The 22369-nt window shown below is 66.7% G+C and carries 24 protein-coding genes; 15 read left to right on the forward strand and 9 right to left on the reverse strand.

Annotation, left to right across the window (positions count from 1 at the left end; all coding sequences use genetic code 11):
* Positions 1 to 22: 22 nt before the first annotated feature.
* The 3 genes from surE to ACP159_RS18870 are packed head-to-tail and all read left to right on the forward strand — an operon-like array spanning position 23 to position 2678.
* Positions 23 to 808, forward strand: a complete 786-nt coding sequence (gene surE / locus ACP159_RS18860; RefSeq protein ID WP_425101265.1) for a 5'/3'-nucleotidase SurE — start codon at positions 23 to 25, stop codon at positions 806 to 808.
* Positions 805 to 1446, forward strand: a complete 642-nt coding sequence (locus tag ACP159_RS18865; RefSeq protein WP_425101266.1) for a protein-L-isoaspartate(D-aspartate) O-methyltransferase — start codon at positions 805 to 807, stop codon at positions 1444 to 1446. Before surE ends, ACP159_RS18865 begins: the two co-directional genes overlap by 4 nt.
* 59 nt (positions 1447 to 1505) lie before the next feature.
* Entirely contained in the window at positions 1506 to 2678 is a 1173-nt protein-coding gene (locus ACP159_RS18870) for a peptidoglycan DD-metalloendopeptidase family protein (RefSeq protein ID WP_425101267.1), read from the forward strand.
* Positions 2679 to 2834: 156 nt separating this feature from the next.
* Here the strand turns inward: ACP159_RS18870 and ACP159_RS18875 are convergent, their stop codons facing one another.
* Both ACP159_RS18875 and ACP159_RS18880 read right to left on the reverse strand, forming a co-directional pair.
* The gene (locus ACP159_RS18875; protein WP_425101268.1) at positions 2835 to 3755 is read right to left on the reverse strand and encodes a LysR substrate-binding domain-containing protein; all 921 of its coding nucleotides are present in this window, start codon (positions 3753 to 3755) and stop codon (positions 2835 to 2837) included.
* A 157-nt stretch (positions 3756 to 3912) separates the two neighbouring features.
* The gene (locus tag ACP159_RS18880) at positions 3913 to 5031 is read right to left on the reverse strand and encodes a DUF6456 domain-containing protein (protein ID WP_425101269.1); all 1119 of its coding nucleotides are present in this window, start codon (positions 5029 to 5031) and stop codon (positions 3913 to 3915) included.
* A 232-nt stretch (positions 5032 to 5263) separates the two neighbouring features.
* On the opposite strand from ACP159_RS18880, the gene ACP159_RS18885 reads away from it, so the two are divergent.
* On the forward strand, positions 5264 to 5551 hold the full coding sequence (locus ACP159_RS18885) for a DUF6477 family protein (protein ID WP_425101270.1): 288 nt from the start codon (positions 5264 to 5266) through the stop codon (positions 5549 to 5551).
* A 37-nt stretch (positions 5552 to 5588) separates the two neighbouring features.
* On the opposite strand, the gene ACP159_RS18890 is transcribed toward ACP159_RS18885, so the two are convergent.
* A complete protein-coding gene (locus tag ACP159_RS18890) occupies positions 5589 to 7133 on the reverse strand; it encodes a trimethylamine methyltransferase family protein (RefSeq protein WP_425101342.1) in 1545 nt (514 codons plus the stop codon).
* Positions 7134 to 7412: 279 nt separating this feature from the next.
* On the opposite strand from ACP159_RS18890, the gene ACP159_RS18895 reads away from it, so the two are divergent.
* The 7 genes from ACP159_RS18895 (at position 7413) to ACP159_RS18925 (ending at position 13460) form a co-directional block, all read left to right on the forward strand.
* Positions 7413 to 8216, forward strand: coding sequence for a delta-class carbonic anhydrase (locus tag ACP159_RS18895; protein WP_425101271.1), 804 nt, complete (start codon positions 7413 to 7415; stop codon positions 8214 to 8216).
* Between the two features lie 5 nt (positions 8217 to 8221).
* Positions 8222 to 9010, forward strand: a complete 789-nt coding sequence (locus ACP159_RS18900; RefSeq protein WP_425101272.1) for a delta-class carbonic anhydrase — start codon at positions 8222 to 8224, stop codon at positions 9008 to 9010.
* A gap of 77 nt (positions 9011 to 9087) precedes the next feature.
* Entirely contained in the window at positions 9088 to 10644 is a 1557-nt protein-coding gene (guaA, locus tag ACP159_RS18905; protein WP_425101273.1) for a glutamine-hydrolyzing GMP synthase, read from the forward strand.
* Positions 10645 to 10681: 37 nt separating this feature from the next.
* A complete protein-coding gene (locus ACP159_RS18910) occupies positions 10682 to 11638 on the forward strand; it encodes a hypothetical protein (protein ID WP_425101274.1) in 957 nt (318 codons plus the stop codon).
* Positions 11635 to 11913, forward strand: a complete 279-nt coding sequence (locus tag ACP159_RS18915; RefSeq protein WP_425101275.1) for a putative quinol monooxygenase — start codon at positions 11635 to 11637, stop codon at positions 11911 to 11913. The genes ACP159_RS18910 and ACP159_RS18915 overlap by 4 nt, the downstream gene beginning before the upstream one ends.
* A gap of 179 nt (positions 11914 to 12092) precedes the next feature.
* Entirely contained in the window at positions 12093 to 13103 is a 1011-nt protein-coding gene (bmt, locus tag ACP159_RS18920; RefSeq protein ID WP_425101276.1) for a betaine--homocysteine S-methyltransferase, read from the forward strand.
* A gap of 45 nt (positions 13104 to 13148) precedes the next feature.
* On the forward strand, positions 13149 to 13460 hold the full coding sequence (locus tag ACP159_RS18925; RefSeq protein ID WP_425101277.1) for an N-(5'-phosphoribosyl)anthranilate isomerase: 312 nt from the start codon (positions 13149 to 13151) through the stop codon (positions 13458 to 13460).
* Here the strand turns inward: ACP159_RS18925 and ACP159_RS18930 are convergent.
* Complete coding sequence (locus tag ACP159_RS18930) at positions 13447 to 14532, reverse strand: PA0069 family radical SAM protein (protein ID WP_425101278.1); 1086 nt, start codon at positions 14530 to 14532, stop codon at positions 13447 to 13449. The genes ACP159_RS18925 and ACP159_RS18930 overlap by 14 nt on opposite strands.
* Before the next feature lie 174 nt (positions 14533 to 14706).
* Between ACP159_RS18930 and ACP159_RS18935 the strand changes: the two genes are divergently transcribed.
* The 3 genes from ACP159_RS18935 to ACP159_RS18945 all read left to right on the forward strand — a co-directional run bounded on the left by ACP159_RS18935 (position 14707) and on the right by ACP159_RS18945 (position 16364).
* A complete protein-coding gene (locus tag ACP159_RS18935; protein ID WP_425101279.1) occupies positions 14707 to 15408 on the forward strand; it encodes a corrinoid protein in 702 nt (233 codons plus the stop codon).
* 145 nt (positions 15409 to 15553) lie between these two features.
* On the forward strand, positions 15554 to 15727 hold the full coding sequence (locus ACP159_RS18940) for a hypothetical protein (protein WP_425101280.1): 174 nt from the start codon (positions 15554 to 15556) through the stop codon (positions 15725 to 15727).
* On the forward strand, positions 15711 to 16364 hold the full coding sequence (locus ACP159_RS18945) for a DUF1638 domain-containing protein (protein WP_425101281.1): 654 nt from the start codon (positions 15711 to 15713) through the stop codon (positions 16362 to 16364). Before ACP159_RS18940 ends, ACP159_RS18945 begins: the two co-directional genes overlap by 17 nt.
* Positions 16365 to 16438: 74 nt before the next feature.
* Here the strand turns inward: ACP159_RS18945 and ACP159_RS18950 are convergent, their stop codons facing one another.
* The gene (locus ACP159_RS18950; protein ID WP_425101282.1) at positions 16439 to 18265 is read right to left on the reverse strand and encodes an ABCB family ABC transporter ATP-binding protein/permease; all 1827 of its coding nucleotides are present in this window, start codon (positions 18263 to 18265) and stop codon (positions 16439 to 16441) included.
* Positions 18266 to 18352: 87 nt separating this feature from the next.
* Positions 18353 to 19906, reverse strand: a complete 1554-nt coding sequence (locus ACP159_RS18955; protein ID WP_425101283.1) for a LysM peptidoglycan-binding domain-containing protein — start codon at positions 19904 to 19906, stop codon at positions 18353 to 18355.
* Positions 19907 to 20047: 141 nt separating this feature from the next.
* On the opposite strand from ACP159_RS18955, the gene ACP159_RS18960 reads away from it, so the two are divergent.
* On the forward strand, positions 20048 to 20599 hold the full coding sequence (locus ACP159_RS18960; protein ID WP_425101284.1) for a TIGR00730 family Rossman fold protein: 552 nt from the start codon (positions 20048 to 20050) through the stop codon (positions 20597 to 20599).
* On the opposite strand, the gene rarD is transcribed toward ACP159_RS18960, so the two are convergent.
* The 3 genes from rarD to ACP159_RS18975 all read right to left on the reverse strand — a co-directional run bounded on the left by rarD (position 20542) and on the right by ACP159_RS18975 (position 22262).
* Entirely contained in the window at positions 20542 to 21456 is a 915-nt protein-coding gene (gene rarD, locus ACP159_RS18965; RefSeq protein WP_425101285.1) for an EamA family transporter RarD, read from the reverse strand. The two genes, ACP159_RS18960 and rarD, sit on opposite strands and share 58 nt — an antisense overlap.
* Before the next feature lie 99 nt (positions 21457 to 21555).
* A complete protein-coding gene (locus tag ACP159_RS18970) occupies positions 21556 to 22008 on the reverse strand; it encodes a host attachment protein (RefSeq protein ID WP_425101286.1) in 453 nt (150 codons plus the stop codon).
* A complete protein-coding gene (locus ACP159_RS18975; RefSeq protein ID WP_425101287.1) occupies positions 22008 to 22262 on the reverse strand; it encodes a hypothetical protein in 255 nt (84 codons plus the stop codon). Before ACP159_RS18975 ends, ACP159_RS18970 begins: the two co-directional genes overlap by 1 nt.
* Between the last annotated feature and the right edge of the window lie 107 nt (positions 22263 to 22369).

Raw genomic sequence — 22369 nt, forward strand, 5'->3', positions numbered from 1 at the left:
CAAGGCAAGGACAGGCTCTCTCATGCGCATTCTCATCACCAACGACGACGGCATCAACGCGCCCGGGCTGGCCATTCTCGAAGCCATTGCGGCGGAGCTGGCCGGGCCGGAGGGCGAAGTCTGGGTCGTGGCCCCGGCGTTCGAGCAATCCGGCGTCGCGCATTGCATCTCCTACACCCACCCCACGATGATCGCCCAAATGGGCGAACGCCGCTATGCCGCCGAGGGCAGCCCCGCGGATTGCGTCCTCGCGGGCGTGCATGACGTGCTGAAGGACAGCCCGCCGGACCTGATCCTCTCGGGTGTGAACCGGGGCAACAACTCCGCCGAGAACGCGCTCTATTCCGGCACGCTCGGCGGTGCCATGGAAGGCGCGTTGCAGGGCATTCGCTCTGTCGCGCTGTCGCAATACCTCGGGCCGCAAACCATGGACCTCGCCAACCCCTTCGAGGGCGCGGCGACCCACGGGGCCGCCGTGCTGCGCCAGATCCTCGCGGCCGACGCAGATGACGATCATCCCTACACGCTGTTCTGGAACGTGAATTTCCCGCCGGTCGCCGCTGCTGGTGTCAGGGGCGTCAAACTCGCGGCGCAGGGCATCCGCCCGGACACGCGCTTTTCGGTGGAGCCGCATGACTCGCCGTCAGGGCGTCGGTTCCTCTGGGCAAAAGGCGGCAACCAGCGCGTCGGCACCGCCCCCGGCACGGATGCCGCGGTCAACCTCGACGGCTGGATCTCCGTCACGCCGATGCGCGCGGACCTGACCGACCATGCCATGCTGGACCGGCTGAAAGACCGTTTCGCATGACCTGGGGCGGCGAGGCCAAGATGCAATTCCTCTTTGCCCTGCGCTCGAAAGGCGTGACCGAGACTGCCGTGCTGGAAGCCATGGAGCGAATCGACCGGGGCGATTTCATCCAAGGCTATTTCCAGGATCGTGCCTACGAGGACATGCCCTTGCCCATTGCCTGCGGCCAGACCATCTCGCAGCCCTCGGTGGTGGGCGTGATGACACAGGCGCTGCAGGTCGGCCCACGCGACAAGGTGCTGGAGGTCGGTACCGGCTCCGGCTACCAGGCGGCGATCCTCTCGCTGTTGGCCCGCCGGGTCTATACGGTGGACCGCCACCGCCGTCTCGTCGCCGCCGCCAAGGCGATCTTCGACGCGCTCGGGATCACCAACATCACTGCCTTTACCGCCGATGGATCGCACGGGCTGGCCGACCAGGCGCCGTTTGATCGCATTCTTGTCACCGCTGCCGCCGAAGACCCGCCCGGCCCGCTCTTGGCCCAGCTGAAGATTGGCGGTATCATGGTGGTGCCGGTGGGGCAGTCGGATGCGGTGCAACGGCTGATCCGGGTGACGCGGCACGACGGCGGGTTCGACTACGAGGAACTGCGCCCGGTGCGCTTCGTTCCGCTGGTGGAAGGCTTGGGCAAGGACTAGAGGGCCCTTATATTTTGGCAGATCCCCGGGAACACGGGGGCGCGCACGAGGACATCGAGATGACATTTCCCGGACTTTCCCGACTGAGCTCCGCCGTAGCGGTCTGTGCGCTGGTGAGCGCCTGCTCGCAGCCGATCGACCTCGATCTGCGCGGCAAGATGGGCGGCTCCGTCGACACCTCCGCTGCTGCCCAGAGCGCCCGCGTCGAGGACCGGCCCAGCCCCGATGACCGGGGGGTGCTGTCCTATCCGAACTACCAGGTCGCCATCGCGCGGCGCGGCGACACGGTGGCCGACGTGGCGAACCGCATCGGCCTGCCCGCCGAGGAACTGGCCCGCTACAACGGGGTGAAGGTCACGGACCCGCTGCGCCGGGGCGAGATCGTCGCCCTTCCGCGCCGGGTGGCGGAATCCGGCACAGGCGTGATCCGCCCTGCCGCACAGGTCGACGTGGCAACGCTGGCCGGAAACGCCATCGAGCGCTCCGCCTCCACGGCGCCCGCCCCGGCGGGTGGCCCCTCCGGCGTCGAGCCGGTGCGTCACCAGGTGGCCCGCGGCGAGACCGCCTTTACCATCGCGCGGCTCTACAACGTCTCGCCGCGGTCGCTGGCGGAATGGAACGGGCTCGACACCAATTTCTCGGTACGCGAGGGGCAGTACCTGCTGATCCCGACGGTGCAGGACGCCGCCCCCGTAGTGGAAACCGCCGCCGTCACTGAGCCCGGCCAGGGCTCACCGACGCCGCAGCCCCCTTCCGCCTCCAAGCCGCTGCCCACGGAAACCCTGCCCCCGGCTCAGACGACGACCACCGCGGCCACGACGCCGAAGCCGGAGAAGCCGGTGGCGGACATCGGCCAGACGGCGGCCAAACCCGCCGCCTCCAGCGCCGCCATGGTCATGCCGGTCTCCGGCAGCATCATCCGGGATTATGCCAAGGGCAAGAACGAGGGCATAGACATCGCCGCAAGTGCCGGGACAACCGTGAAAGCGGCGGCCTCCGGCAAGGTGGCGTCGATCTCGACCACCGCCGAGGGGGTGAAGTTCCTGCTGATCCGCCACCCGGACGATGTGATCACCGTCTACACCCACCTCGACGAGATCACCGTCAAGAAAGGCGACGCGGTGAGCAAGGGGCAGAGCATCGGCAAGGTCCGCGCGGGCGATCCGGCCTTCCTGCATTTCGAGGTGCGCAAGGGGTTCGACAGCACGGACCCGATGCCATATCTGCAGTAAACCGGCTTGGGCAGGGTCTCCCCCTGCTCCATATCGTCCCGCCCCCCACCCTGACCCTCCCCACGGGGGAGGGAACCGCGCTGCAGACGGGCGCGCCGGGACTCCCTCCCCCGTGGGGAGGGTTGGGGTGGGGTAGCGGCGCACCGGGCAGTCCCGCTACACCGCCCTGTGCGCCTGCGCCATCAAGCCCTGTCCCACGTGTTCCAGCGTCTGCGCCAGTTCCGTGAACCAGCCCGCCGGCTGCCGCGTCGCGCGGCGCACGAGGCCGATGGCGCGGCTGGGTTCCGGCGCGGCGAAGCGGCGCAGGCACAGACCCGGGGCCAGCGCCCGCTCTGCCGACGCCGCCAGCTCCGGCATCAGGGTCAAACCGAATCCTGCCTCCACAAGGCGCGTCAGGGTCGGCAGCGAGGAGGCGCCCATGTGAATACGCTGGTGCCCGCGCCCCCGGCCACAGACCGCCAGCGCCTGGTCGGTCAGGCAATGGCCGTCCTCCAGCAGCAGGATCTGGCTCTCGCTCAGCCCCTCCGGGCTGATGCCTTCTCCGAGGGCCGCCAACCGCGCGGCACTGCCCGCCAGCAGGAAGCGGTCCTCGAACAGCAGCCGCTCCTCCAGGCCGGCCCGTTCCGTCGGCAGGGCCAGGATGCAGGCGTCGAGCGCGCCTTCGGCCAGGTGATCGAGGACGCGGTCTGTCTTGCCCTCGGTGATCTGCACATCGAGCGAGATGTCCGAGGCCCGCAGCGCCGCCAGCGCCTCCGGCAGCAGGTAGGGCGCGATCGTCGGGATCACCCCCAGCCGCAGCACACCACCGAGCCCGAGCCGGTTCTGCGCCGCCTGTTCAAGGTCGGCAATCTCGGCCAGCACCCGCTGCGCCGTCGCCAGCACCTCGCGGCCCAGCGGCGTCAGCAGCAGGCGCCGCGACTGGCGTTCGACCAGCGGCGCGCCAAGGCTGCGTTCGAGTTCCTGGATCTGGACCGACAAGGCGGGCTGGCTGACGAAACACTGGTCTGCGGCCCGGCGGAAATTGCCCTGCTCGGCCAGCGCCTTGAAATAGGAAAGTTGCTTGAGCGTGATGGTCATGGGTGCGTCTTATCACGCAGCGCCCGAAATGAAAATTTCTCTTATCGAAACAAGGGCAGCCCCCGCGCCCTTCCGTTCGTCTCTGCCGTGACCGGAGCGGCGCCCACATGGGCCTCGCAAGGCACGACGGCGGTCTGCCACACCGCGGCGCGGCTGGTCAGCCGAGCAGGTCGCCTCCCCGGGCGCTGCGCTCCTCGTAGTGGCGGCGCAGGCGCTGCAGCGCGATGCGCAGCACGACCTTGCCGGAGCGGGCCGACCAGCCAAGCTGCTTTTCCGCCGTTTCCAGCCCTTCCAGATAGCAGCAGCAGCGCAACGCCACATCCCCGAGCCCCGGTCCCAGATCGCGCAGCGCCGCCTCGACGCGGGCGCGGGCGGCGTTCGGTCCCTTGTCCTCGTGACTGCGGGCATCGCTCTTCACACCCGCCGTCAGGAACTGGTCCCAGTTCTGCGTGGTACGCGGCCCCATCTGCGACAACTCGAAATCCTCGCGCAGCCGTTCGCCCGCGGTGATCAGCACGTCGGACAGGAACGGCTTGCCATCCTTGTCACGGCGGCGGGCGAGTGCGGTCAGCGGGCTTTCCACCAGCATGAACTTGCCCTTGCGGGCGCGCGGGTCGCGGTCGATCTCCTCCAGCGCCTCGTCGGCGGCGCGGCCGGTATCGAACCCGGCCTGCGCCTCGGCAAAGCCGCGCACCCGGTTCTCCTGCTCCGCCATCAGCCGGTTCAGCGCCACCCGCCCTGCGGAGGTGATGTGATAGCGCGAGATGCGGCCCGGCTCGTCACAGGAGATCCAGTCCTTCAGCGCCATGGCCTGCGCGATGGCACTGTCGACCACCGCCGTCCGCGCGCTGCCGCCCTCGCCCATGTCGCGGACCACCACGGCCTTGTCCATCTCGGCAGCCACGGCCAGCACCGCACCACTTTCGCAGAGCCGTCGCAGCACCCGCCGCGCTTCCCGCGCGAGGGTCTTCTCGTCCGGTGCAACCGGCATGTCGTTGAATGCAGTCATGACGTCGTCATCCCCTTTTGACTGGATCGCCTTGCAGGCGGTATTCAGGCGGCCCAACTGGCGCAGGGCCGCGTCGATCAGCGGGTCGTCGCGGCGTGTCTCGATGCGCCTGACCTGCCGCAGAACGGTGGAGGCATGGCACCCGGCGCGCCGCGCCAACGCGCGGATTGACTGGCCTTCCTCGGTGTGCGCAAGGTAAACCCGAGCAGCTTCGGGCACCCAATCCGGCAGCAGCGCCGCCGTCTCGCTTTCTCTGGCTTCGATCATGGTTCCCCTTCCCCGGGTGATCGTTATCCACAATTTTATCCCCATGGATAAGTCGCAACCTAGGCGTGTGTGTATTACTCCTTGGTTAAAATCAGGGTGCTGACACAACAATTCGACGCAATTTCTAAACAGTGCGGTAACCGATCGTTCGCGGCTCGGCACCAATGCGCAACACCGCTGATGGTTGTGTCAGTTTGCGCGACGGGGGCCAAAAAGACCGGAGCACACGACCATGAAAGACGTCCTTGGAATACTGAGCGAACTGCGTCGCCCACCGCTGCTGATTCGGGCTGCCAGAATCGGTGCGCAGGACTACAGGCGCGAGATTCACCTCGGCCGAATCCTCGGCACGGCGGCGCTGCCCCGCGCGGGTGCGGCGGCGATGCGGCTGATGGAACTGGAGATCGACCTCGACGACCGCCGCCGCCGCGCGGAGGCGGGCTACAGCGTGTCGCATCACGTGGAGGTTCTGGCCGCGCTCATGGGCGAGGCCCGGCTGCTGCAGGAGCAGCGGCTCTGACCCGGCCCCCGTCTCGCGGGGACCGGGCCGGTCTCGGTCAGCTGAAGGCGTCGCTCATCGAGGCCTTCTTGTTCGCGACATATCCCGCGAGGCCTTCGGCGATGGCCGGGTCCATCTGCGGCTGGACGTAGGTGTCCAGCAGCTTCTTCACCCGCGCCGCGGCCAGCGTCGCGGTGTCGCGTGCGCCTTCTTCGGACCAGGTCTCGAACGGCTTGTAGTCGAGCAGCTCGGACCGCCAGAACGCGCTCTTGAAGTTGGCCTGCGTGTGGGCACAGCCGAGGTAGTGCCCGCCGGGGCCGACCTCGCGGATGGCGTCCATCGCCTGCCCGTTCGCGTCAATACTCACGCCCTTGGCGAAGTGGTGCAGTGCGCCCAGCTGGTCCGCGTCCATCACGAACTTCTCGAAGCTCGACACGAGGCCGCCTTCCAGCCAGCCACAGGCGTGCAGCATGAAGTTGACGCCCGCCTGCAGGCCCATGTTCAGCGTGTTCGCCGTCTCATAGGCCGCCTGCGCGTCCGGCAGCTTGGAGCCGCAGAACGACCCCGCCGAGCGGTACGGCAGGTTCAACCGCCGCGCCAGCTGGCCCGCGCCATAGGTGATGTGCGCCGCTTCCGGGGTGCCGAAGGTCGGCGCACCGGAGTTCATGTCGATGGAGGTCACGAAGGCGCCGAAGATCACCGGCGCGCCCTTGCGGATCAGCTGGCTGTAGGCGATGCCCGCGAGCACTTCCGCCAGCACCTGTGTCAGCGTCCCCGCCACCGAGACCGGCGCCATGGCACCGCCGACGATGAACGGCGAGACGATGCAGGCCTGATTGTTGGCGGCATAGACTTCCAGCGAGCCCATCATCACGTCGTCGAAGGTCAGCGGCGAGTTGATGTTGATGAGCGAGGTCATCACGGTGTTGTTCTGCACGAAGTCCTTTCCGAAAAGGATCTCGCACATGTCGACCGAATCCTGCGCCCGGCTCGGCTCCGTCACCGACCCCATGAACGGCTTGTCCGACAGGGTCATGTGGGCGTGCAGCATGTCGAGGTGGCGCTTGTTCACCGGAATGTCGGTGGGCTCGCAGACCGTGCCGCCGGAGTGGTGCAGCCACTTCGACATCTGGCCGAGTTTCACGAACTTGCGGAAGTCCTCCATGGTCGCATAGCGGCGGCCACCCTCGTTGTCGCGCACGAAGGGCGGGCCATAGACCGGCGCGAGGACGAGGTTCTTTCCGCCGATCACCACGTTGCGCTCCGGATTGCGGGCGTGCTGGGTGAACTGGCTGGGCGCGGTCTTGCACAGCTCCCGGGCCAGGCCGCGCGGGATGCGCACGCGCTCGCCATCGATGTCCGCACCGGCATCCGCCCAGCGTTTCAGCGCGCCGGGGTTGTTCACGAAGTTGACGCCGATCTCCTCGAGCACGGTTTCCGCATTGTGCTCGATGATCTGCAGCGCCTCTTCGGTCAGCACTTCGAAGTTGGGAATGTTGCGCTCGATGAATTTCGCCGTCTCGACGACGACCGACGTGCGCTCCGCCCGCCGCGCGGCCCCGCCGCCACCCCGAGCCCGTTTGCGTGCACCAGCGTCCGACATCTCGTTCATCCCTTGAGCTTTCATAGGTTCGAAAGGCGCACCCGTTGTGCACCACAGTGGACAGGGGTTTATCGCGCCCGGCTCCCGCCCCGTTAGCGGTTTCCGGCGATTGAGGGGCGAAAACGACATTGCGGGCAGGTTTTTCGGCATCTGTCCGCGGCAGGCCCGGATCGGCCCCGGGAATGGTGCACATCCGAAATTCTCCAATTGTCGCTTTAAGGAGCCATTAGGCCGGGGCCGCTATCCCGGTGTGCAAAGCAACCCAACGGAGCCGTGCCCATGGCCTTTTCCGCCGTTTTCCGCCCTGCCCTCGCCTGTATCCTCGCCCTCGCCGCCGGGCCTGCTCTGGCCATCTGCCTCGAATTCGGCCCGCAGACGCCGCGCGACATCACAAACCGACACGGCACCAACGAGTCGCGCTTCAACCTCGCGCCGCCGCATCAGGAAATGAACCTGTGCAATATCCACACGCATACCAACGCCGAGCATATGGGGCCCGGCTTCTCGATCTACGCCGGTCCGGGCGAGCACGGCGGGTTCAAATGCGCGGGCAGCAATGACCTGACGGCGGAGGAACTGACGCGCCCGCATGGCACCGGCCACGGCGAGCACAGCACCTTCCATGGCGTCGAACCCGGCGACACCATCGAGGTGCACTGGGTCTATTCCTCCTGCCCGGTGCAGCCGGGGCCGACCCTTGGCTCGTGCATGTCGGCGAGCTGCTCGAACCCGCAATTGCGCGTCGAGAGCCAGGTGTTCCTCGTGGTCAACGATCCCAACGCGCTGGATTTCCGCGATTTCGACTATCGCGGCACCCGCCGCGCCGGTCTCTACCAGGCGCATTCGCTGCCCACCGGCACCGGCAACCCGGTGGTCTTCCGCGGCTCCACCACCGGGCCGAGCTATGACGAGCAGACCTGCTCGCCGATGCAGGTGACCTGGTCCGTGCGCCCCCGCTGTGCCCGGCTCGACATCTCCTCGCTCGACGCCTGGGCCGAGGCGGGGAACGTCTTCGAGGAGAACCACAGCCATGGCGTGCGGCAACTGGTCACCAGCCCGGCGCTGCTGTCCGAGATCGAGTAATCGCCGTGCGCCGCTCCGCCTGCATCCTTCTTCTGGCCTTCGCCCTGCCCGGGGCGGAGGCCAGCGCCCAGTCCTATTGCCGCGGCTTCGGCCCGCAGACCCCGCGCGACATCTCCAGTGTGGTTGGCACCAACCGCCGCCAGTTCACCATGGCTCCGCCCGCCTCCGATCTGAACCTGTGCAACATCCACACGCACACGAACGCCGAGCACAAGGGACCGGGCTTCTCCGTCTCCGCCGGCGCGGGCGAACACGGCGGCTGGCGCTGCAACGAAACGGACACGTTGAAACCGTCGGAGCTGGAGGACCCGGACCATGGCCACGGCGCCTTCCACGGCGTGAAACCCGGCGACACCATCGAGGTGCATTGGGTCTATTCCTCCTGCGAGGTCGCCCCCGGTCCCGGCCTCGGCTCCTGCCTCTCGCCCGCCTGCTCCAACCCGCAACTGCGGGTGGAGGCGCAGGTCTTTCTCGTCGTCAATGATCCGGGTGCACTCGATTTCATGGACTACGTCTATGGCGGCGAAGTCAGCGGCCTGCACCAGCCCAAGCAACTGCCGCATGGCACAGGCGCTCCGGTGGTCTTCGCAGGCTCCACCACCGGCCCCAGCTATTCTCAGGAAATATGCTCGCCGCTGCAGGTCACATGGTCCGTGCGCCCGCGCTGCACCCGCCTGAACATCGCCTCGCTGCATGCCTGGGCCGAACGCGGCAACCGCTTCGGGGAAGACCACAGCCACGGCGTGCGCCAGCTGGTCACCGCCCCGGAACTGCTCGCCCCGATCGGGAACTAGGCACCACATGCCGTAGGGCGGGGCTTTGCCCCGCACCCCCCCTTGCACAAGGTCCCGCACGGCCCTAAAGCGGAGCCATGACCCAGCATGACAGCCTTCTCATCATCGACTTCGGATCGCAGGTCACGCAACTGATCGCGCGCCGCCTGCGCGAGCTGAACGTCTACTGCGAAATCCGTCCCTATCAGGCCGTCACGATGGAGACGGTCCGCGAGATGGCCCCGAAGGCCATCATCTTCTCCGGCGGCCCGGACAGCGTCACCCGCGAGGGCAGTCCCCGTGCCCCCGAAGGCATCTTCGACTACGGCGTGCCGATCCTCGGCATCTGCTATGGCCAACAGGTCATGATGCAGCAGCTTGGCGGGCGCGTCGAATCCGGCCACGGCACCGCCGAATTCGGCCGCGCCTTCGTCAAGCCGACGCAGCCGCTCGATCTTCTCGACGGCTGGTTCGACGGCACCGAGCAGGAGCAGGTCTGGATGAGCCATGGCGACCACGTCGCCGCCATCGCCCCCGGCTTCGAGGTCTACGGCACCTCCCCCGGCGCGCCCTTCGCCATCACCGCCGACGCCGCGCGCCACTTCTATGCCGTGCAGTTCCACCCGGAGGTGCACCACACGCCGAAGGGCGCAAAGCTCTACGAGAATTTCGTCCGCCTCGCGGGTTTCAAGGGCGACTGGACCATGGGTGCCTACCGGGAGGAAGCGGTGCAGCGCATCCGCGACCAGGTCGGCGACAAGAAGGTGATCTGCGCCCTGTCCGGCGGCGTCGACAGCTCCGTCGCGGCGGCCCTGATCCATGAGGCCATCGGCGATCAGCTCACCTGCGTCTTCGTCGACCATGGCCTCTTGCGCCTGAACGAGGCCGAAGAGGTCGTCGGCATGTTCCGCGACCACATGAACCTCTCGGTGATCCACGCGCAGGAACAGGAGCTGTTCCTCGGTGAACTCGACGGCGTCTCTGACCCGGAAACCAAACGCAAGATCATCGGCAGGCTCTTCATCGACGTCTTCCAGAAATACGCCAGCCAGATCGAGGGCGCGGAATTTCTCGCCCAGGGCACGCTCTACCCGGACGTCATCGAATCCGTCAGTTTCAGCGGTGGTCCCTCCGTTACCATCAAGTCGCACCACAACGTGGGCGGCCTGCCGGAGAAGATGGGCCTCAAGCTGGTGGAGCCGCTGCGCGAGCTGTTCAAGGACGAGGTCCGCGCGCTTGGCCGCGAGCTTGGCCTGCCGGATCACTTCATCGGCCGCCACCCCTTCCCCGGCCCGGGCCTCGCCATCCGCTGCCCCGGCGAAATCACTCGCGAGAAGCTGGAGATCCTGCGAAAGGCGGACGCGGTCTACATCGACCAGATCCGCAAGCACGGCCTCTACGACGAGATCTGGCAGGCTTTCGTGGCCATCCTGCCGGTGCGCACAGTGGGTGTCATGGGGGACGGGCGGACTTACGACTACGCCTGTGCCCTGCGCGCGGTGACCTCGGTCGATGGCATGACGGCGGATTACTACCCGTTCAGCCACGACTTCCTCGGCGAGACCGCAACGCGGATCATCAACGAGGTCAAGGGCATCAACCGCTGCACCTACGACATCACCTCGAAGCCCCCGGGCACCATCGAGTGGGAATGATCCCGCGCCCGAGGCCCGCGATCCCGGAGACAGACCCTTGCCCTACGACCGGACCGACACGCCCGAGACTCTGCCGGTGACCCCGCTGAAGGCGACACCGGCCGTCTGGGTCCGGATGCTGGCCCGCATCGCCAACAACACCGCCCGCTCGCTCCGGGGCGCGGCCCTGCTGGCGCTGAAACCGAAGGGCGCAAAGGCGCCCTGCCCGCCGGTGCATCTCACCGACCTGCCGCCGGACCGCCAGACGTTCCACCACTGGAACGAGAGCTTTCCAATGGCGCACGGGCTGGAGCCGGTCACCCTGGTGCACATCGGCAAATGCGGCGGCACCTCGATCCGGCGCAGCTTCGTCGAGGCCGGCATCGACGTGCACGAGTTGCACATGCGCAAGGCGCCACTGGACGCCAGCCGCCGCTATGTCGTCTGGGTCCGCGATCCGATCAAGCGTTTCATCTCCGCCTTCAACCACTCCAAGAGCATCTGCCAGTTCGACGTCTCCGGCATGGCCCCGGGCAGTGCCACCCTCGCCAATTGCCCCGCACCGATGCGCATCGAGACGAAGATCAGGACGGGCCGGGCCTACCCGGACGAATACGAATACCTGATGGCGCAGTTCGAGACCGCGAACGACCTGGCAGAGTCACTCTATGGCCCGGACCTCACACGCCGCGTTCTGGCGCATCTGCTCATGCGCATGCCGGACGAGCACATGAACAAGGGCATCGGCTGGCACCTGCACAACGGCGCCTGGGTTGATGTCTACAGGGACAACATCGCAGCCGTGGGCCGGGTCGAGCAGTTCGACGCGGATTTCGGCGCGATGATCGACGACATGGGGCTCGGCCTTGATGTTCCGCTCAGGCACACCCGCATGCACAAGGCCAACCTGCCGACCGCCTTGAGCGAGACCGCCGTGGCCAACCTGAAACGGTTCTACCGCAATACCGACTACAAGACCCTCGACACCCTCAAGCGGCACGGATTTCTGCCGTGATCCGGCTCAAGGGCACGATGACCTGCACCGCGGATCGCCTTGCCGAGGTGCGTGCAGCCCTACAGGCCCATGTTGCCCTGACCCGCGACGAGCCGGGCTGTATCCGGTTCGAAGTGACCGAAGACGCCGCGATGCCCGGCCTCTTCCACGTCGACGAAGCCTTTTCCGACCGCGCGGCCTTCGAGGCGCATCAGGCACGCGGGGCCGCCTCGGTCTGGGCGGAGGTCACACTGGGCCTGCCCCGCGCCTACGAGATCACCGAAACCGAAGGCTGACCCGCCCCGGGTTCTGCTCTTTCCTGATACTCCGGGGAGCACGAGGGGCCGGCCCCTCGCTCCCGCGCGCTCCGCGGACACAAACTTGTCCGGCTCATAACCATCTTGCGGATTATGAATTTGCGTACTGCGGAAATCCGTGACAGACCCCGTTGCAAACCGACACCCAAGGGGAACCCATGTCCGACGCTCTGACAAAACTGCTCGAAACCCGCGACTGGCTGCTCGCCGACGGCGCGACGGGCACCAACCTGTTCAACATGGGCCTGATGTCCGGCGATGCGCCGGAGTTCTGGAACGAAATCGAGGCGGACAAGATCCGCGCCCTCTACAACGGCGCGATCAATGCCGGGTCTGACCTCTTCCTGACCAACTCCTTCGGCGCCAACGCGTCCCGCCTCAAGCTGCACGACGCCGCGCACCGCGCCTATGAGCTGTCCAAACTCGCCGCAGAGCTTGGCCGCGAATGCGCCGACAAGGCGGGCCGCCCGGTCATCGTCGCGGGTTCCGTGGGCCCGACCGGCGAGATCATGGGCGCGGCGGGCACCCTCTCGCACGAGCGCGCCGTCGAGATGTTCGAGGAAACCGCCAAGGGCCTGATGGACGGCGGGGCCGATGTGCTCTGGGTCGAGACGATCTCCGCCCCCGAGGAATTCCGCGCCGCTGCCGAGGCCTTCTCCAACATCAGTGCGCCCTGGTGCGGGACCATGTCCTTCGACACCGCGGGCCGAACCATGATGGGCGTGACCTCCGCCGAGATGGTCGGCATCGTCGAGGGCCTGCCCAATCCGCCCATCGCCTTTGGCGCGAACTGCGGTGTTGGCGCCTCGGATCTGCTGCGCACCGTGCTTGGCTTCGTCGCCCAGGGCACCGAGCGCCCGATCATCGCGAAGGGCAACGCCGGAATCCCGAAATATGTCGACGGCCATATCCACTACGACGGCACGCCGGATCTGATGGCGGATTACGCCTGCCTCGCCCGCGACGCCGGTGCGAAGATCATCGGCGGCTGCTGCGGCACCATGCCGGTCCACCTTGCCGCCATGCGCGAGGCTCTGGAGACCCGTCCGAAGGGCCCGCGCCCGACACTGGAACAGATCACCGCGGCGATGGGTGGCTTCTCTTCCGAGAGCGACGGCACCGGCGAGGGCGGCCCCTCCCGCGAGCGCAAATCGCGCCGCCGGAAGTGAGCGCCTTCACGGACCTTTAACCATGATCTGCGCATCCTCTTCCGCATGGGACAACCACCGGATTTCATCCGGCCAGAGGACTGGCTGCGCACCATCTTCTCCGCCCGCGCCGCGGCGGATGGCGGCGTCGTGCGCCGCAAGACCCGCGACATCGAGCGTATTGTCGGCCGCGAGCGCTTTGCCTCTGAACTGGCAAGGCGCGGGTTTTCCGCGGTCGAAAACGGCGGACAGACGGTCATCTTCTGCAATGCCGAACCGATCCGGCGCTGGCCGTTGCCGTCGAAAGACACGCAAATTGCTTCGAAGCAATTTGCAAAAGCCGTCGACGGCTTTTGCCCCCCAACTAGAACAGACTGAGTTGATCCCCCACCCTCGGCGGCACCCGGAACAGATCGCAGCGCAGCGGCGGTTGCCGAGCGTCCAGCCCCAGCGCTCGTGCCGCCCGCCTGAACCGCTGTCCCACAAGGTCGGCGTAAGGCCCTTCGCCGCGCATCCGGGTGAACCATTTGGCGGAGTAGACCTCGCCGCCATGCATGTCCCGCAAGTGGCCCATGATCCGCTTCGCGCGGTCCGGGTAATGCTCCGCCAGCCAGTCCTGCCAAAGCCCCGCAACCTCGCGCGGCAACCGCAGCATGATCCAGCTGGCCGAGACTGCCCCGGCGTCGCGCCCGGCTTCGAGGATCTTCTCAAGCTCCGGATCGGTCAGCGCCGGAACGAGGGGCGAGGCCATGATGCGCACGGGGATGCCGGCCTCGGTCAGCCTGCGGATGGTCTCCAGCCGTCTTGCCGGACTCGGGCAACGCGGTTCCATCTTCCGCGACAGGCCCGCGTCCAGCGTGGTCACGGAAATCCCGACCTTCGCCAGCCCCTGCGCCGCCATGTCGGACAGGATGTCGATGTCGCGCTCGACCAGCGTGCCCTTGGTGACGATGGCCACCGGATGGCGAAAGTCGCGCAACACCTCGAGACAGCCGCGCATGATGCGGCGCTCGCGCTCGACCGGCTGATACGGGTCCGTGTTGGTGCCGATGGCCAGCGGCTGCACGGCGTAGCGCTTGGCCCGCAGTTCCTTCGCCAGTACCTCCGGTGCGGTGGGCCGGGCGATCAGCCGTGTCTCGAAATCGAGGCCCGGCGACAGGCCAAGGAATGCATGTCCCGGGCGGGCAAAGCAGTAGATGCATCCGTGCTCGCAGCCCCGGTACGGGTTCAAAGAGCGGTCGAACGGCAGATCGGGCGACGTCTGGTAGGTGATCACGCTACGCGGCACCTCCTCCGCCACGATCGTGCGGAGCACGCCGACCTCTTCGGGAATGTCCCAGCCATCGTGCAGATCCTCCCGCGCAAACCGTTCGAATCGCCCGGCATCCCGGCTCGCCGCCCCTCGTCCGGGGCGCATTTCCTTGGCAACGGGGCGAAGCGGCTGGGTCATGCCGTCAAAATAGAACGAAATAAGAACACGCGCAATCCATCCGACGCATCACGCAGCGCCGCGTCGGAGAAACATCGCCCTATGTCGCAATCTGCCAATCGGGCCGAACACAATCGCCGCATTAGGAATTAATCTCGCCCCGGGCCGGTGCCCGCGTGCAAAAGGAACAAAACCATGTCCGACGAAGACGATATCATCCTTTCCGACCTCAGCGACGACGAGCTTGTCGAACAAATGTGGGACGACCTCTACGACGGTCTCAAGGAGGAGATCGAAGAGGGCGTCAACATCCTGCTCGAGCGCGGCTGGACCCCGTATGACGTGCTGACCAAGGCACTCGTCGGCGGCATGACCATCGTCGGCCACGACTTCCGCGACGGCATCCTTTTCGTGCCCGAGGTGCTTCTCGCGGCCAACGCGATGAAGGCCGGCATGGCCATCCTCAAGCCGCTTCTGGCCGAAACCGGCGCACCACGCATGGGCAAGATGGTCATCGGCACCGTCAAGGGCGACATCCACGACATCGGCAAGAACCTCGTGTCCATGATGATGGAAGGGGCCGGTTTCGAAGTGGTCGATCTCGGGATCAACAATCCGGTGGAAAACTATCTTGAAGCTTTGGCCCGCGAAGAGGCCGACATCCTCGGCATGTCCGCCCTGCTGACCACGACCATGCCCTACATGAAGGTGGTGATCGACGCGATGGTCGCCCAGGGCATCCGCGACGACTACGTCGTTCTGGTCGGCGGCGCGCCGCTGAACGAGGAATTCGGCAAGGCCATCGGCGCCGACGCCTATTGCCGCGACGCGGCCGTGGCCGTCGAGACCGCCAAGGAATTCATCGCACGCAAGCACAACCAGATGGCGGCTGGCTGAAACGCGGCCACATCCCCGGGCTGACCGGCCCGCGGGATGGGCCGAAACCCGCCTTATTTCTCCTCAAGGCCTCTTTGTGATCGAAGAGGCCTTTTTCTTTAACCTCTTATGCGCCATATTGGTGTCAGGAGAGAGGAGTTCCCGCGTGCCCGTCACATCTTTCGCCCTGTTGATCCTGTCCGTCCTTGCAGCCGCCGCGCTGACAATCTGGGCAGTGACCGCATGGGGCATGATGACGGTGCTGCCGCTGCTCATCTCCGTGGCGCTGATTGCCCGCTGGGCCATGGCGCATGTTCCCCACGATGACAATCACGCCTGATCTTCCCGTCTCCAGCGATGTCCTGACCGCCGAGGGGCTCGCCCCTTCGGGCAAGGGCCGCATTCTGCTGATCGCCTGTGGCGCGCTGGCGCGGGAGATTCTCGACCTCAAGTCCCGGAATGGCTGGGACCATCTCGACCTCGCCTGTCTTCCCGCCATCCTTCACAACTTTCCCGAAAAGATCACCGGAGCGGTGCGGGACGCCGTCGCAAGGCATCGCGGGGCCTATGACAGGATCTTCGTCGTCTATGCCGATTGCGGCACAGGCGGGCTGCTGCAGGCGGCCTGCGCCGAGATGGGCGTGGAGATGGTCGCCGGGCCCCATTGCTATGCTTTTTTCGACGGCGTGGATCGGTTCGCGGAGCGCGGCGAGGTGACGAGTTTCTTCCTCACCGATTTCCTCGTCCGCCAGTTCGACGCCTTCGTGTGGAAGCCTCTGGGGCTGGACCGGCATCCGGAGCTTCGGGAAATGTATTTCGGCAATTACGAGACGCTGGTGTATCTTGCGCAGGTGGACGATCCGGCGCTGACAGCCAAGGCAGAGGCTCAGGCGGAGCGGCTCGGGCTGCGATTCGAACGCCGCCTGACGGGCTATGGCGACCTCGCCGCCACCATGACGGATTGGGCCGGGCGCTGACCCGCTTTGGTGCGGACCCCCGATGTCACCGCGACGGCCTGTAGGGCGGGGCTGTGCCCCGCACCCGCCGCATCTCAGGCCGCCTCGTCCTCCGCCTGCTGCCGGGCCCAGAGCGCGGCATAGCGGCCCTGCCGCGCAAGCAGCGTCTCGTGGCTGCCCTCCTCGATCACCTCGCCGTCCTGCAAGACCACGATGCGGTCCGCGTCCGCGATCGTCGACAGGCGGTGCGCGATGGTGATGACCGTCCGCCCTTCCCCGGCCCGCCGCAGCGCCTCCTGGATCGAGGCTTCCGTCTCCGTATCCAGCGCCGAGGTTGCCTCGTCCAGCAGCAGCACCGGCGGGTTCTTGAGCAGCGTCCGGGCGATACCCACCCGCTGCTTCTCTCCGCCCGAGAGTTTCAGCCCACGCTCGCCCACCGCCGTGTCATAGCCTTCCGGAAGCGACGCAATGAAGTCATGGATCTGCGCGGCCTTTGCGGCGGCGACGATCTCCTCTTCGGTCGCGCCGTCGCGGCCATAGGCGATGTTGTAGCGGATCGTGTCGTTGAACAGCACCGTGTCCTGCGGCACCACGCCGATCGCCGCGTGCAGGCTCTCCTGCGTGACATCGCGGATATCCTGCCCGTCGATCCGGATCGCGCCGCCGCCGACATCGTAGAAGCGGAACAGCAGCCGCCCGATGGTCGACTTGCCGGAGCCGCTTGGCCCGACCAGCGCCACGTTCTGCCCGGCCCCGACGGTGACCGAGACGCCCTTGAGGATCGGCCTCGCCGGATCGTAGCCAAAGCGCACGCCGTCGAGTTCCACCACCCCGCGCGAGACCGCCAGCGCCGGGGCGCCGGGCTTGTCGGAGACCTCCTGCGGCTGTTCCAGCAGGTCGAACATCTCGCCCATGTCCACGAGGCTCTGACGAATCTCGCGGTAGACCGTGCCGAGGAAGTTCAGCGGCATGGTGATCTGGATCATGTAGGCGTTGACCATGACGAAATCGCCCACAGTCAGCGTCTTCGCCTGCACCCCCAGCGCCGCCATGACCATCACCGCGACCAGGCCGGAGGTGATCAGGAAGCTCTGCCCGAAGTTCAGGAAGGCCAGCGAGGTGGCGGTCTTCACCGCCGCGCCCTCGTAGGCCTGCATCGCGCGGTCATACCGTGCCGCCTCCCGGCCTTCGGCACCGAAGTATTTCACGGTTTCGAAGTTCAGCAGGCTGTCGATGGCCTTCTGGTTGGCGTCGGTGTCCTGCTTGTTCATCTCGCGGCGCAGCTTCACCCGCCATTCGGTGACGGCAAAGGTGAACCAGACGTACAGCGCGATGACCACCGCGACGACCAGCAGATACCAGACATCGAAGAGCCAGAAGAGTACCGCGCCGACGAGCAGCAATTCGAGCACCAGAGGCCCGACGCTGAACAGCATGAAGCGCAGGAGGAAGTCCACGCCCTTCACCCCGCGCTCGATGATCCGGCTGAGGCCGCCGGTCTTGCGGGTGATGTGGTAGCGCAGGGACAGGCGGTGGATGTGCGTGAAGGTCTCCAGCGCCAGTTGCCGCAGCGCCCGTTGCCCGACCTTGGCAAAGATGCCGTCGCGCAACTGCTGGAACCCCACGGTCATCAGCCGCGCCATGCCGTAGGCCACCGTCAGCCCCACCGCGCCGAGCATCAGGTCCGGCACCTCGCCGGACAGGCTGTCCACCGCGCGTTTGTAGAGGATCGGCGTGCCGACCGCGATCAGCTTGGCAATGACCAGCAGAGCCAGCGCGATCACCACCCGTTGTTTCACCCAAGGTTTGTCTTGCGGCCAGAGGTACGGGCCGACCTTCTGGATGGTCCGCCAGCCGGAGCGGCGCTCCTCGGCGGCAATCTCGGCATTGGTGGCTGGGTTTGCGGATGTGTCAGCGGGCATCGGGGCGTCCTTCGGTCAATCCCCCTGACTTAAGTCCGCCGGAGGCAATTGACCAGAGGACAGCCCGATCCGCGTTCGAACGCCGTCCTACTCCGTCGGCAGATCGAAGATCTGCCCGGGGTAGATCAGGTCCGGGTCGCGGATGCGGTCCGCGTTGGCCTTGTAGACTTTCACGTATTCGATCCCCTCACCGTAACGGCCCTTCGCGATGGCCCAGAGCGTGTGCCCGGGCTGCACCGTGATCGCGGTGATCGGGCCGGCCTCGGCGGCGGCGGCCAGCGTCTCGGGACTTTCGCGCAGGAAGGGACTTTCGACCCGTGCCGTCACTGTCCCGCCTGCGTCGACCTGATCGACGCGCAGGGTATAGGTGCCGGTATCGACCTGCGGCAACTGGATGCGCCAACGCCCGTCCGCCTCGATCTGCGAGGTCGTCAGTGGCGCGTTGTCGAGATAGACGCGGATGAAGCTGTCCTCGGAGCCGCGCCCGGAGATCAGCACCGCCCCCCGGTCGTCATAACTGATGGCGTCGAGCGCCACGTCACCCGGTGCAAGCGGCGCGGTCTGCATGACTTCGATCCCGGACGCCGAGGCCCGCAGCACCGAAGGGGCCTCTGTGGTCTCCATATCCGAAGGGGTTTCCGGCCCCGCGGACCCGTCCGCCACGGCCATGGCTGTCGCAGGCGCGTCGTCTGCTTCTCCGGCAGTCGTCTCCGGCTCGGCGCTGCCGGGTGTTCGAGCAGCCGCCGGAGTCTCCGGCGCTGCCGACGCGGTGGCGGCCTCCGCGCCTTCCGTATCGCCTGCGTCGCCCATGGCGGCGGATGGGGCCGCGTCGGTTCCTGCCAGGTCTTCCGCATCCGGTTCCCGCGCCGCCACCGCCGTCTGCGGTGCGCCCGCGCCGGTGTCCTGCGTTGCGACCCGGGCGACAGCGGGGGTGATGATGACTTCCTCTTCCGAGGCCACCTCATCCTCCGCGCCTTCCGCCTTCTGCAGCAGCGTCAGAACCTGCGCCCGCTCGCTGGCGTCGATGTCGAGGAAGAGGACAAAGCGGCCGTCGAGGCCTGCCTGGGTCTCCGCCAGCCGCGCGCCGTTCACCAGGACCGCAACCTGCGCACCCGGCGCGGCGAGGCCCGCCACCAGGGTGCTGCCACCCGGCTCGGCGCGGACGAGATCGAAGCTCGGACCGGCAAGCGCGGCGGCCTCGGTCTCGGCCTGCGGACGCGGCGCTCCGGTGGTCTCGAACCCGGCGACCTCTCCCGATCCGGCCCCGGCGGTCAAGGCCGCCGGCGGCACGCGTCCCGGTGCCGTGTCGTTTGTGCCGGGCTGGACCACGTCATTGGTGCCGATCTGCGGCGCGGAGAGCAGGCCCGGGGTTTCAGGCAGAACAGGCGCCGCGCCCGATCGCGCGGGAACGTCGGACAGGGCAACCGGCTCTGGCACAGCTGCGGTCTCCGGCGCGGCTACCGTTGCGGTTTCAGCCCCGGCCTCCGGCTTCGGGTCCGGCACCGCAAGCGCAGCCTGCTGCGGCGGCGTCTCGGTCCCGGTATCGGTCTTGCGATCGAACGCCCCGTTCAAGGCCGCGATCAGCGCCACGCCCACGATGCCGACACCGCCCACAGCGGCCATGACAGCCGAATTCTTCATGACTTGTCCAAGTTCATACGTCCCCAGGTCCTTCGTACGAGCGTTCGCACGGTCTTCCGCACTGGCAGGCGCGGATGCACGAATATATCAACGGGCATAACAGGGGTCAAAAGACCTTTTTAAGCCTGATCGGAGAAGGACATGACGAAAAAATCCATTTGTGTCTATTGCGGGTCACGTTTCGGCACCGATCCGGCGTTTGCGGTGGAGGCCGAAGCCATGGGCCGCCTCGTTGCCGAGGCGGGCTGGCGTCTGGTCTATGGTGCGGGGGACGTGGGGCTGATGGGCGCGGTGGCCCGGGCGACGCAGGCGGCGGGCGGCGAGACCTTCGGCGTGATCCCGACCCACCTGCTGCGCCAGGAGGTCGGCAAGCGCGACCTGACGACCTTCGTCATCACCGAGACCATGCACGAGCGCAAGAAGGTCATGCTGATGAACGCCGACGCGGTGGTGGTCATGCCGGGCGGCGCGGGCTCGCTCGACGAGTTCTTCGAAGTGCTGACATGGCGGCAACTGGGCCTGCATGACAAGCCGATGGTCCTTCTGGACGTCGCGGGCTACTGGGGGCCGCTCAAGGCGTTGATGGATCACACGGTGGCGCAGGGATTCGCCGAGGCGAGCCTGCTGGACTTCGTTCAGAGCGGCGCCTCGGCGGGAGAGGTCATGGACCTTCTGCGCCGCGCCCTTTCCTGAGTGAGGCTGACACCGGAGTAGAGCGCCAGCGCCAGCCAGATCAGGCCGAAGGCGAGCGTGTGATACAGCGTCAGAGCCTCGCCGAAAATGACCACCGCGCAGAAGAACTGCAGCGTCGGGTTGATGTACTGCATCAGACCGACCGTCGCCATGCTGAGTTTCTGCGCAGCGCCGGAGAAAAGCACCAGCGGCAGGGCGGTCAGCAGGCCGGAGAAGACAAGCAGCGCGGTGGTGACGGCGTCGGACCCGAAGACGCCCGCGCCCTGTCCGTGCAGCCAGCCGAGATACAGCAGGGCCGGTCCCGAGAGCAGCGCCACCTCGCCCGTCACGGACACCACCGCGCCGGTTTTCAGGTTGCGCTTGATCAGACCGTAGAGACCGAAGGTGACCGCAAGGATCAGCGAAATCCACGGAGCGGCCCCAAGGCCCCATGTCAGCTGCGCCACTCCAAGCGCTGCAAGGGCAACGGCGACCCATTGCATCCTCGCCAGCCGCTCCTTCATGACGAGAACGCCGAGCAGGACGGAGACCAGCGGGAACATGTAGTAGCCGAGCGAGGTCTGCGTGACATGCCCGGCCTGCACCGAGAAGATGAACAGGAACCAGTTGGCGCTGATCATCAACGCCGCGAGGCCCAATGTCGCCGCGTTCCGGACTGTGCCAAGCGCGGTGCGCAATGCCCCGAGCCGTCCCTGCACCGCCAAAAGCCCGGCAAAGACCACGAAGGACCAGACAGTCCGATGCGCCAGCAACTCCAGCGGCGGCACATGCACCAGCAGCTTGTAATAGAGCGGTGAGAAGCCCCAGATCGTGCAGGCGCCGATCATCATCAGAACGCCGGTCTTGCTGTTGGTCATCGGAAAGGAGGCCAGTCTTTGGGATTGGATGCCCCGTATGGGTAGAGGCCTCCTCCGCCGAGGACAAGGGCCGAAGCACAAGGCCCCGGCCCCATCCCGTCACGCCGCCAGTTCGCGGGTGAGAAGCGCCTCGATCTTGTCGATCGGGTGATTGGTCAGGGTCTTGTCGACCTCCGCGACGACCTTGTCGCTGACCTCCTTGTGCAGCTTGCTGCGCAACTCGCCGAGCGTGTTCGGCGGGGCCACGAGAACGATGCGCTCGAAGGCACCCTTGTGCGCCTGCTTGTAGAGGATCTCCGCGAGATCGTCGGCAAAGCGCTCCTTGGCCAGTTCGTGCCAGTCGGTGTCGTCCATCGCGGACTTCTGCCCCGGCCCGCCGTCATGCATGCGCCCCGGCCGGTTTGCGGATTGCTCGCGATCCGAAGGGTTTTCCTGCTGCTCGATCCGCACCACGTTCAGGTCCGGGTTCATCTCGTCGATGTCGTTGCGCAGGAAAAGCGCCTTCTCGCCGTCCGCAACCAGCACCCATGTGCCCTTCGTCAGAACGCCCATCACACCTTCTCCTTGTCACCGCTGCGATTCTGGTCCTGTCCGAGCGGGCGGGTGTTGCCCGCCGAGGTCTCGTCGTGACGTTTTTCCTCGTCGCGGGTGCCGACCTTGCGGGCGATCTCGCCGCCGGAGCGGCCCTGCGCATCGGGTGCCGGGGTCATGTCTTCGGGTTTGCGGCCGAGAATCTCTTCGGTCTCGCGGTGGCCATCGGTGGAACGCTTGCGCTCGGTCATGGTGTCCTCCTGTTTCAGGTTCATCAGACCAACGTCCGCCTGCAGCGTCGGTTCCCGACACGGCGAGCCGGTGCCCGTGGCGCACTCCGGTTTTTCAGGGCCAAATCATCCGGGACAATGCAAATTTCGAT

Source organism: Tropicibacter sp. S64 (genome assembly GCF_049803835.1).
GTDB lineage: Bacteria > Pseudomonadota > Alphaproteobacteria > Rhodobacterales > Rhodobacteraceae > Pacificoceanicola.

Coding starts and splice junctions, on each gene's coding strand:
- ACP159_RS18880 (WP_425101269.1), bottom strand. CDS start 5,031: ATGATCGAAGCCAGAGAAAGCGAGACGGCGGCGCTGCTGCCGGATTGG.
- ACP159_RS18970 (WP_425101286.1), bottom strand. CDS start 22,008: ATGGGCGTTCTGACGAAGGGCACATGGGTGCTGGTTGCGGACGGCGAG.
- ACP159_RS18865 (WP_425101266.1), top strand. CDS start 805: ATGACCTGGGGCGGCGAGGCCAAGATGCAATTCCTCTTTGCCCTGCGC.
- rarD (WP_425101285.1), bottom strand. CDS start 21,456: ATGACCAACAGCAAGACCGGCGTTCTGATGATGATCGGCGCCTGCACG.
- bmt (WP_425101276.1), top strand. CDS start 12,093: ATGTCCGACGCTCTGACAAAACTGCTCGAAACCCGCGACTGGCTGCTC.
- ACP159_RS18895 (WP_425101271.1), top strand. CDS start 7,413: ATGGCCTTTTCCGCCGTTTTCCGCCCTGCCCTCGCCTGTATCCTCGCC.
- ACP159_RS18890 (WP_425101342.1), bottom strand. CDS start 7,133: ATGTCGGACGCTGGTGCACGCAAACGGGCTCGGGGTGGCGGCGGGGCC.
- ACP159_RS18935 (WP_425101279.1), top strand. CDS start 14,707: ATGTCCGACGAAGACGATATCATCCTTTCCGACCTCAGCGACGACGAG.
- guaA (WP_425101273.1), top strand. CDS start 9,088: ATGACCCAGCATGACAGCCTTCTCATCATCGACTTCGGATCGCAGGTC.
- ACP159_RS18960 (WP_425101284.1), top strand. CDS start 20,048: ATGACGAAAAAATCCATTTGTGTCTATTGCGGGTCACGTTTCGGCACC.
- ACP159_RS18945 (WP_425101281.1), top strand. CDS start 15,711: ATGACAATCACGCCTGATCTTCCCGTCTCCAGCGATGTCCTGACCGCC.
- surE (WP_425101265.1), top strand. CDS start 23: ATGCGCATTCTCATCACCAACGACGACGGCATCAACGCGCCCGGGCTG.
- ACP159_RS18950 (WP_425101282.1), bottom strand. CDS start 18,265: ATGCCCGCTGACACATCCGCAAACCCAGCCACCAATGCCGAGATTGCC.
- ACP159_RS18925 (WP_425101277.1), top strand. CDS start 13,149: ATGGGACAACCACCGGATTTCATCCGGCCAGAGGACTGGCTGCGCACC.
- ACP159_RS18885 (WP_425101270.1), top strand. CDS start 5,264: ATGAAAGACGTCCTTGGAATACTGAGCGAACTGCGTCGCCCACCGCTG.
- ACP159_RS18875 (WP_425101268.1), bottom strand. CDS start 3,755: ATGACCATCACGCTCAAGCAACTTTCCTATTTCAAGGCGCTGGCCGAG.
- ACP159_RS18870 (WP_425101267.1), top strand. CDS start 1,506: ATGACATTTCCCGGACTTTCCCGACTGAGCTCCGCCGTAGCGGTCTGT.
- ACP159_RS18975 (WP_425101287.1), bottom strand. CDS start 22,262: ATGAACCTGAAACAGGAGGACACCATGACCGAGCGCAAGCGTTCCACC.
- ACP159_RS18930 (WP_425101278.1), bottom strand. CDS start 14,532: ATGACCCAGCCGCTTCGCCCCGTTGCCAAGGAAATGCGCCCCGGACGA.
- ACP159_RS18955 (WP_425101283.1), bottom strand. CDS start 19,906: ATGAAGAATTCGGCTGTCATGGCCGCTGTGGGCGGTGTCGGCATCGTG.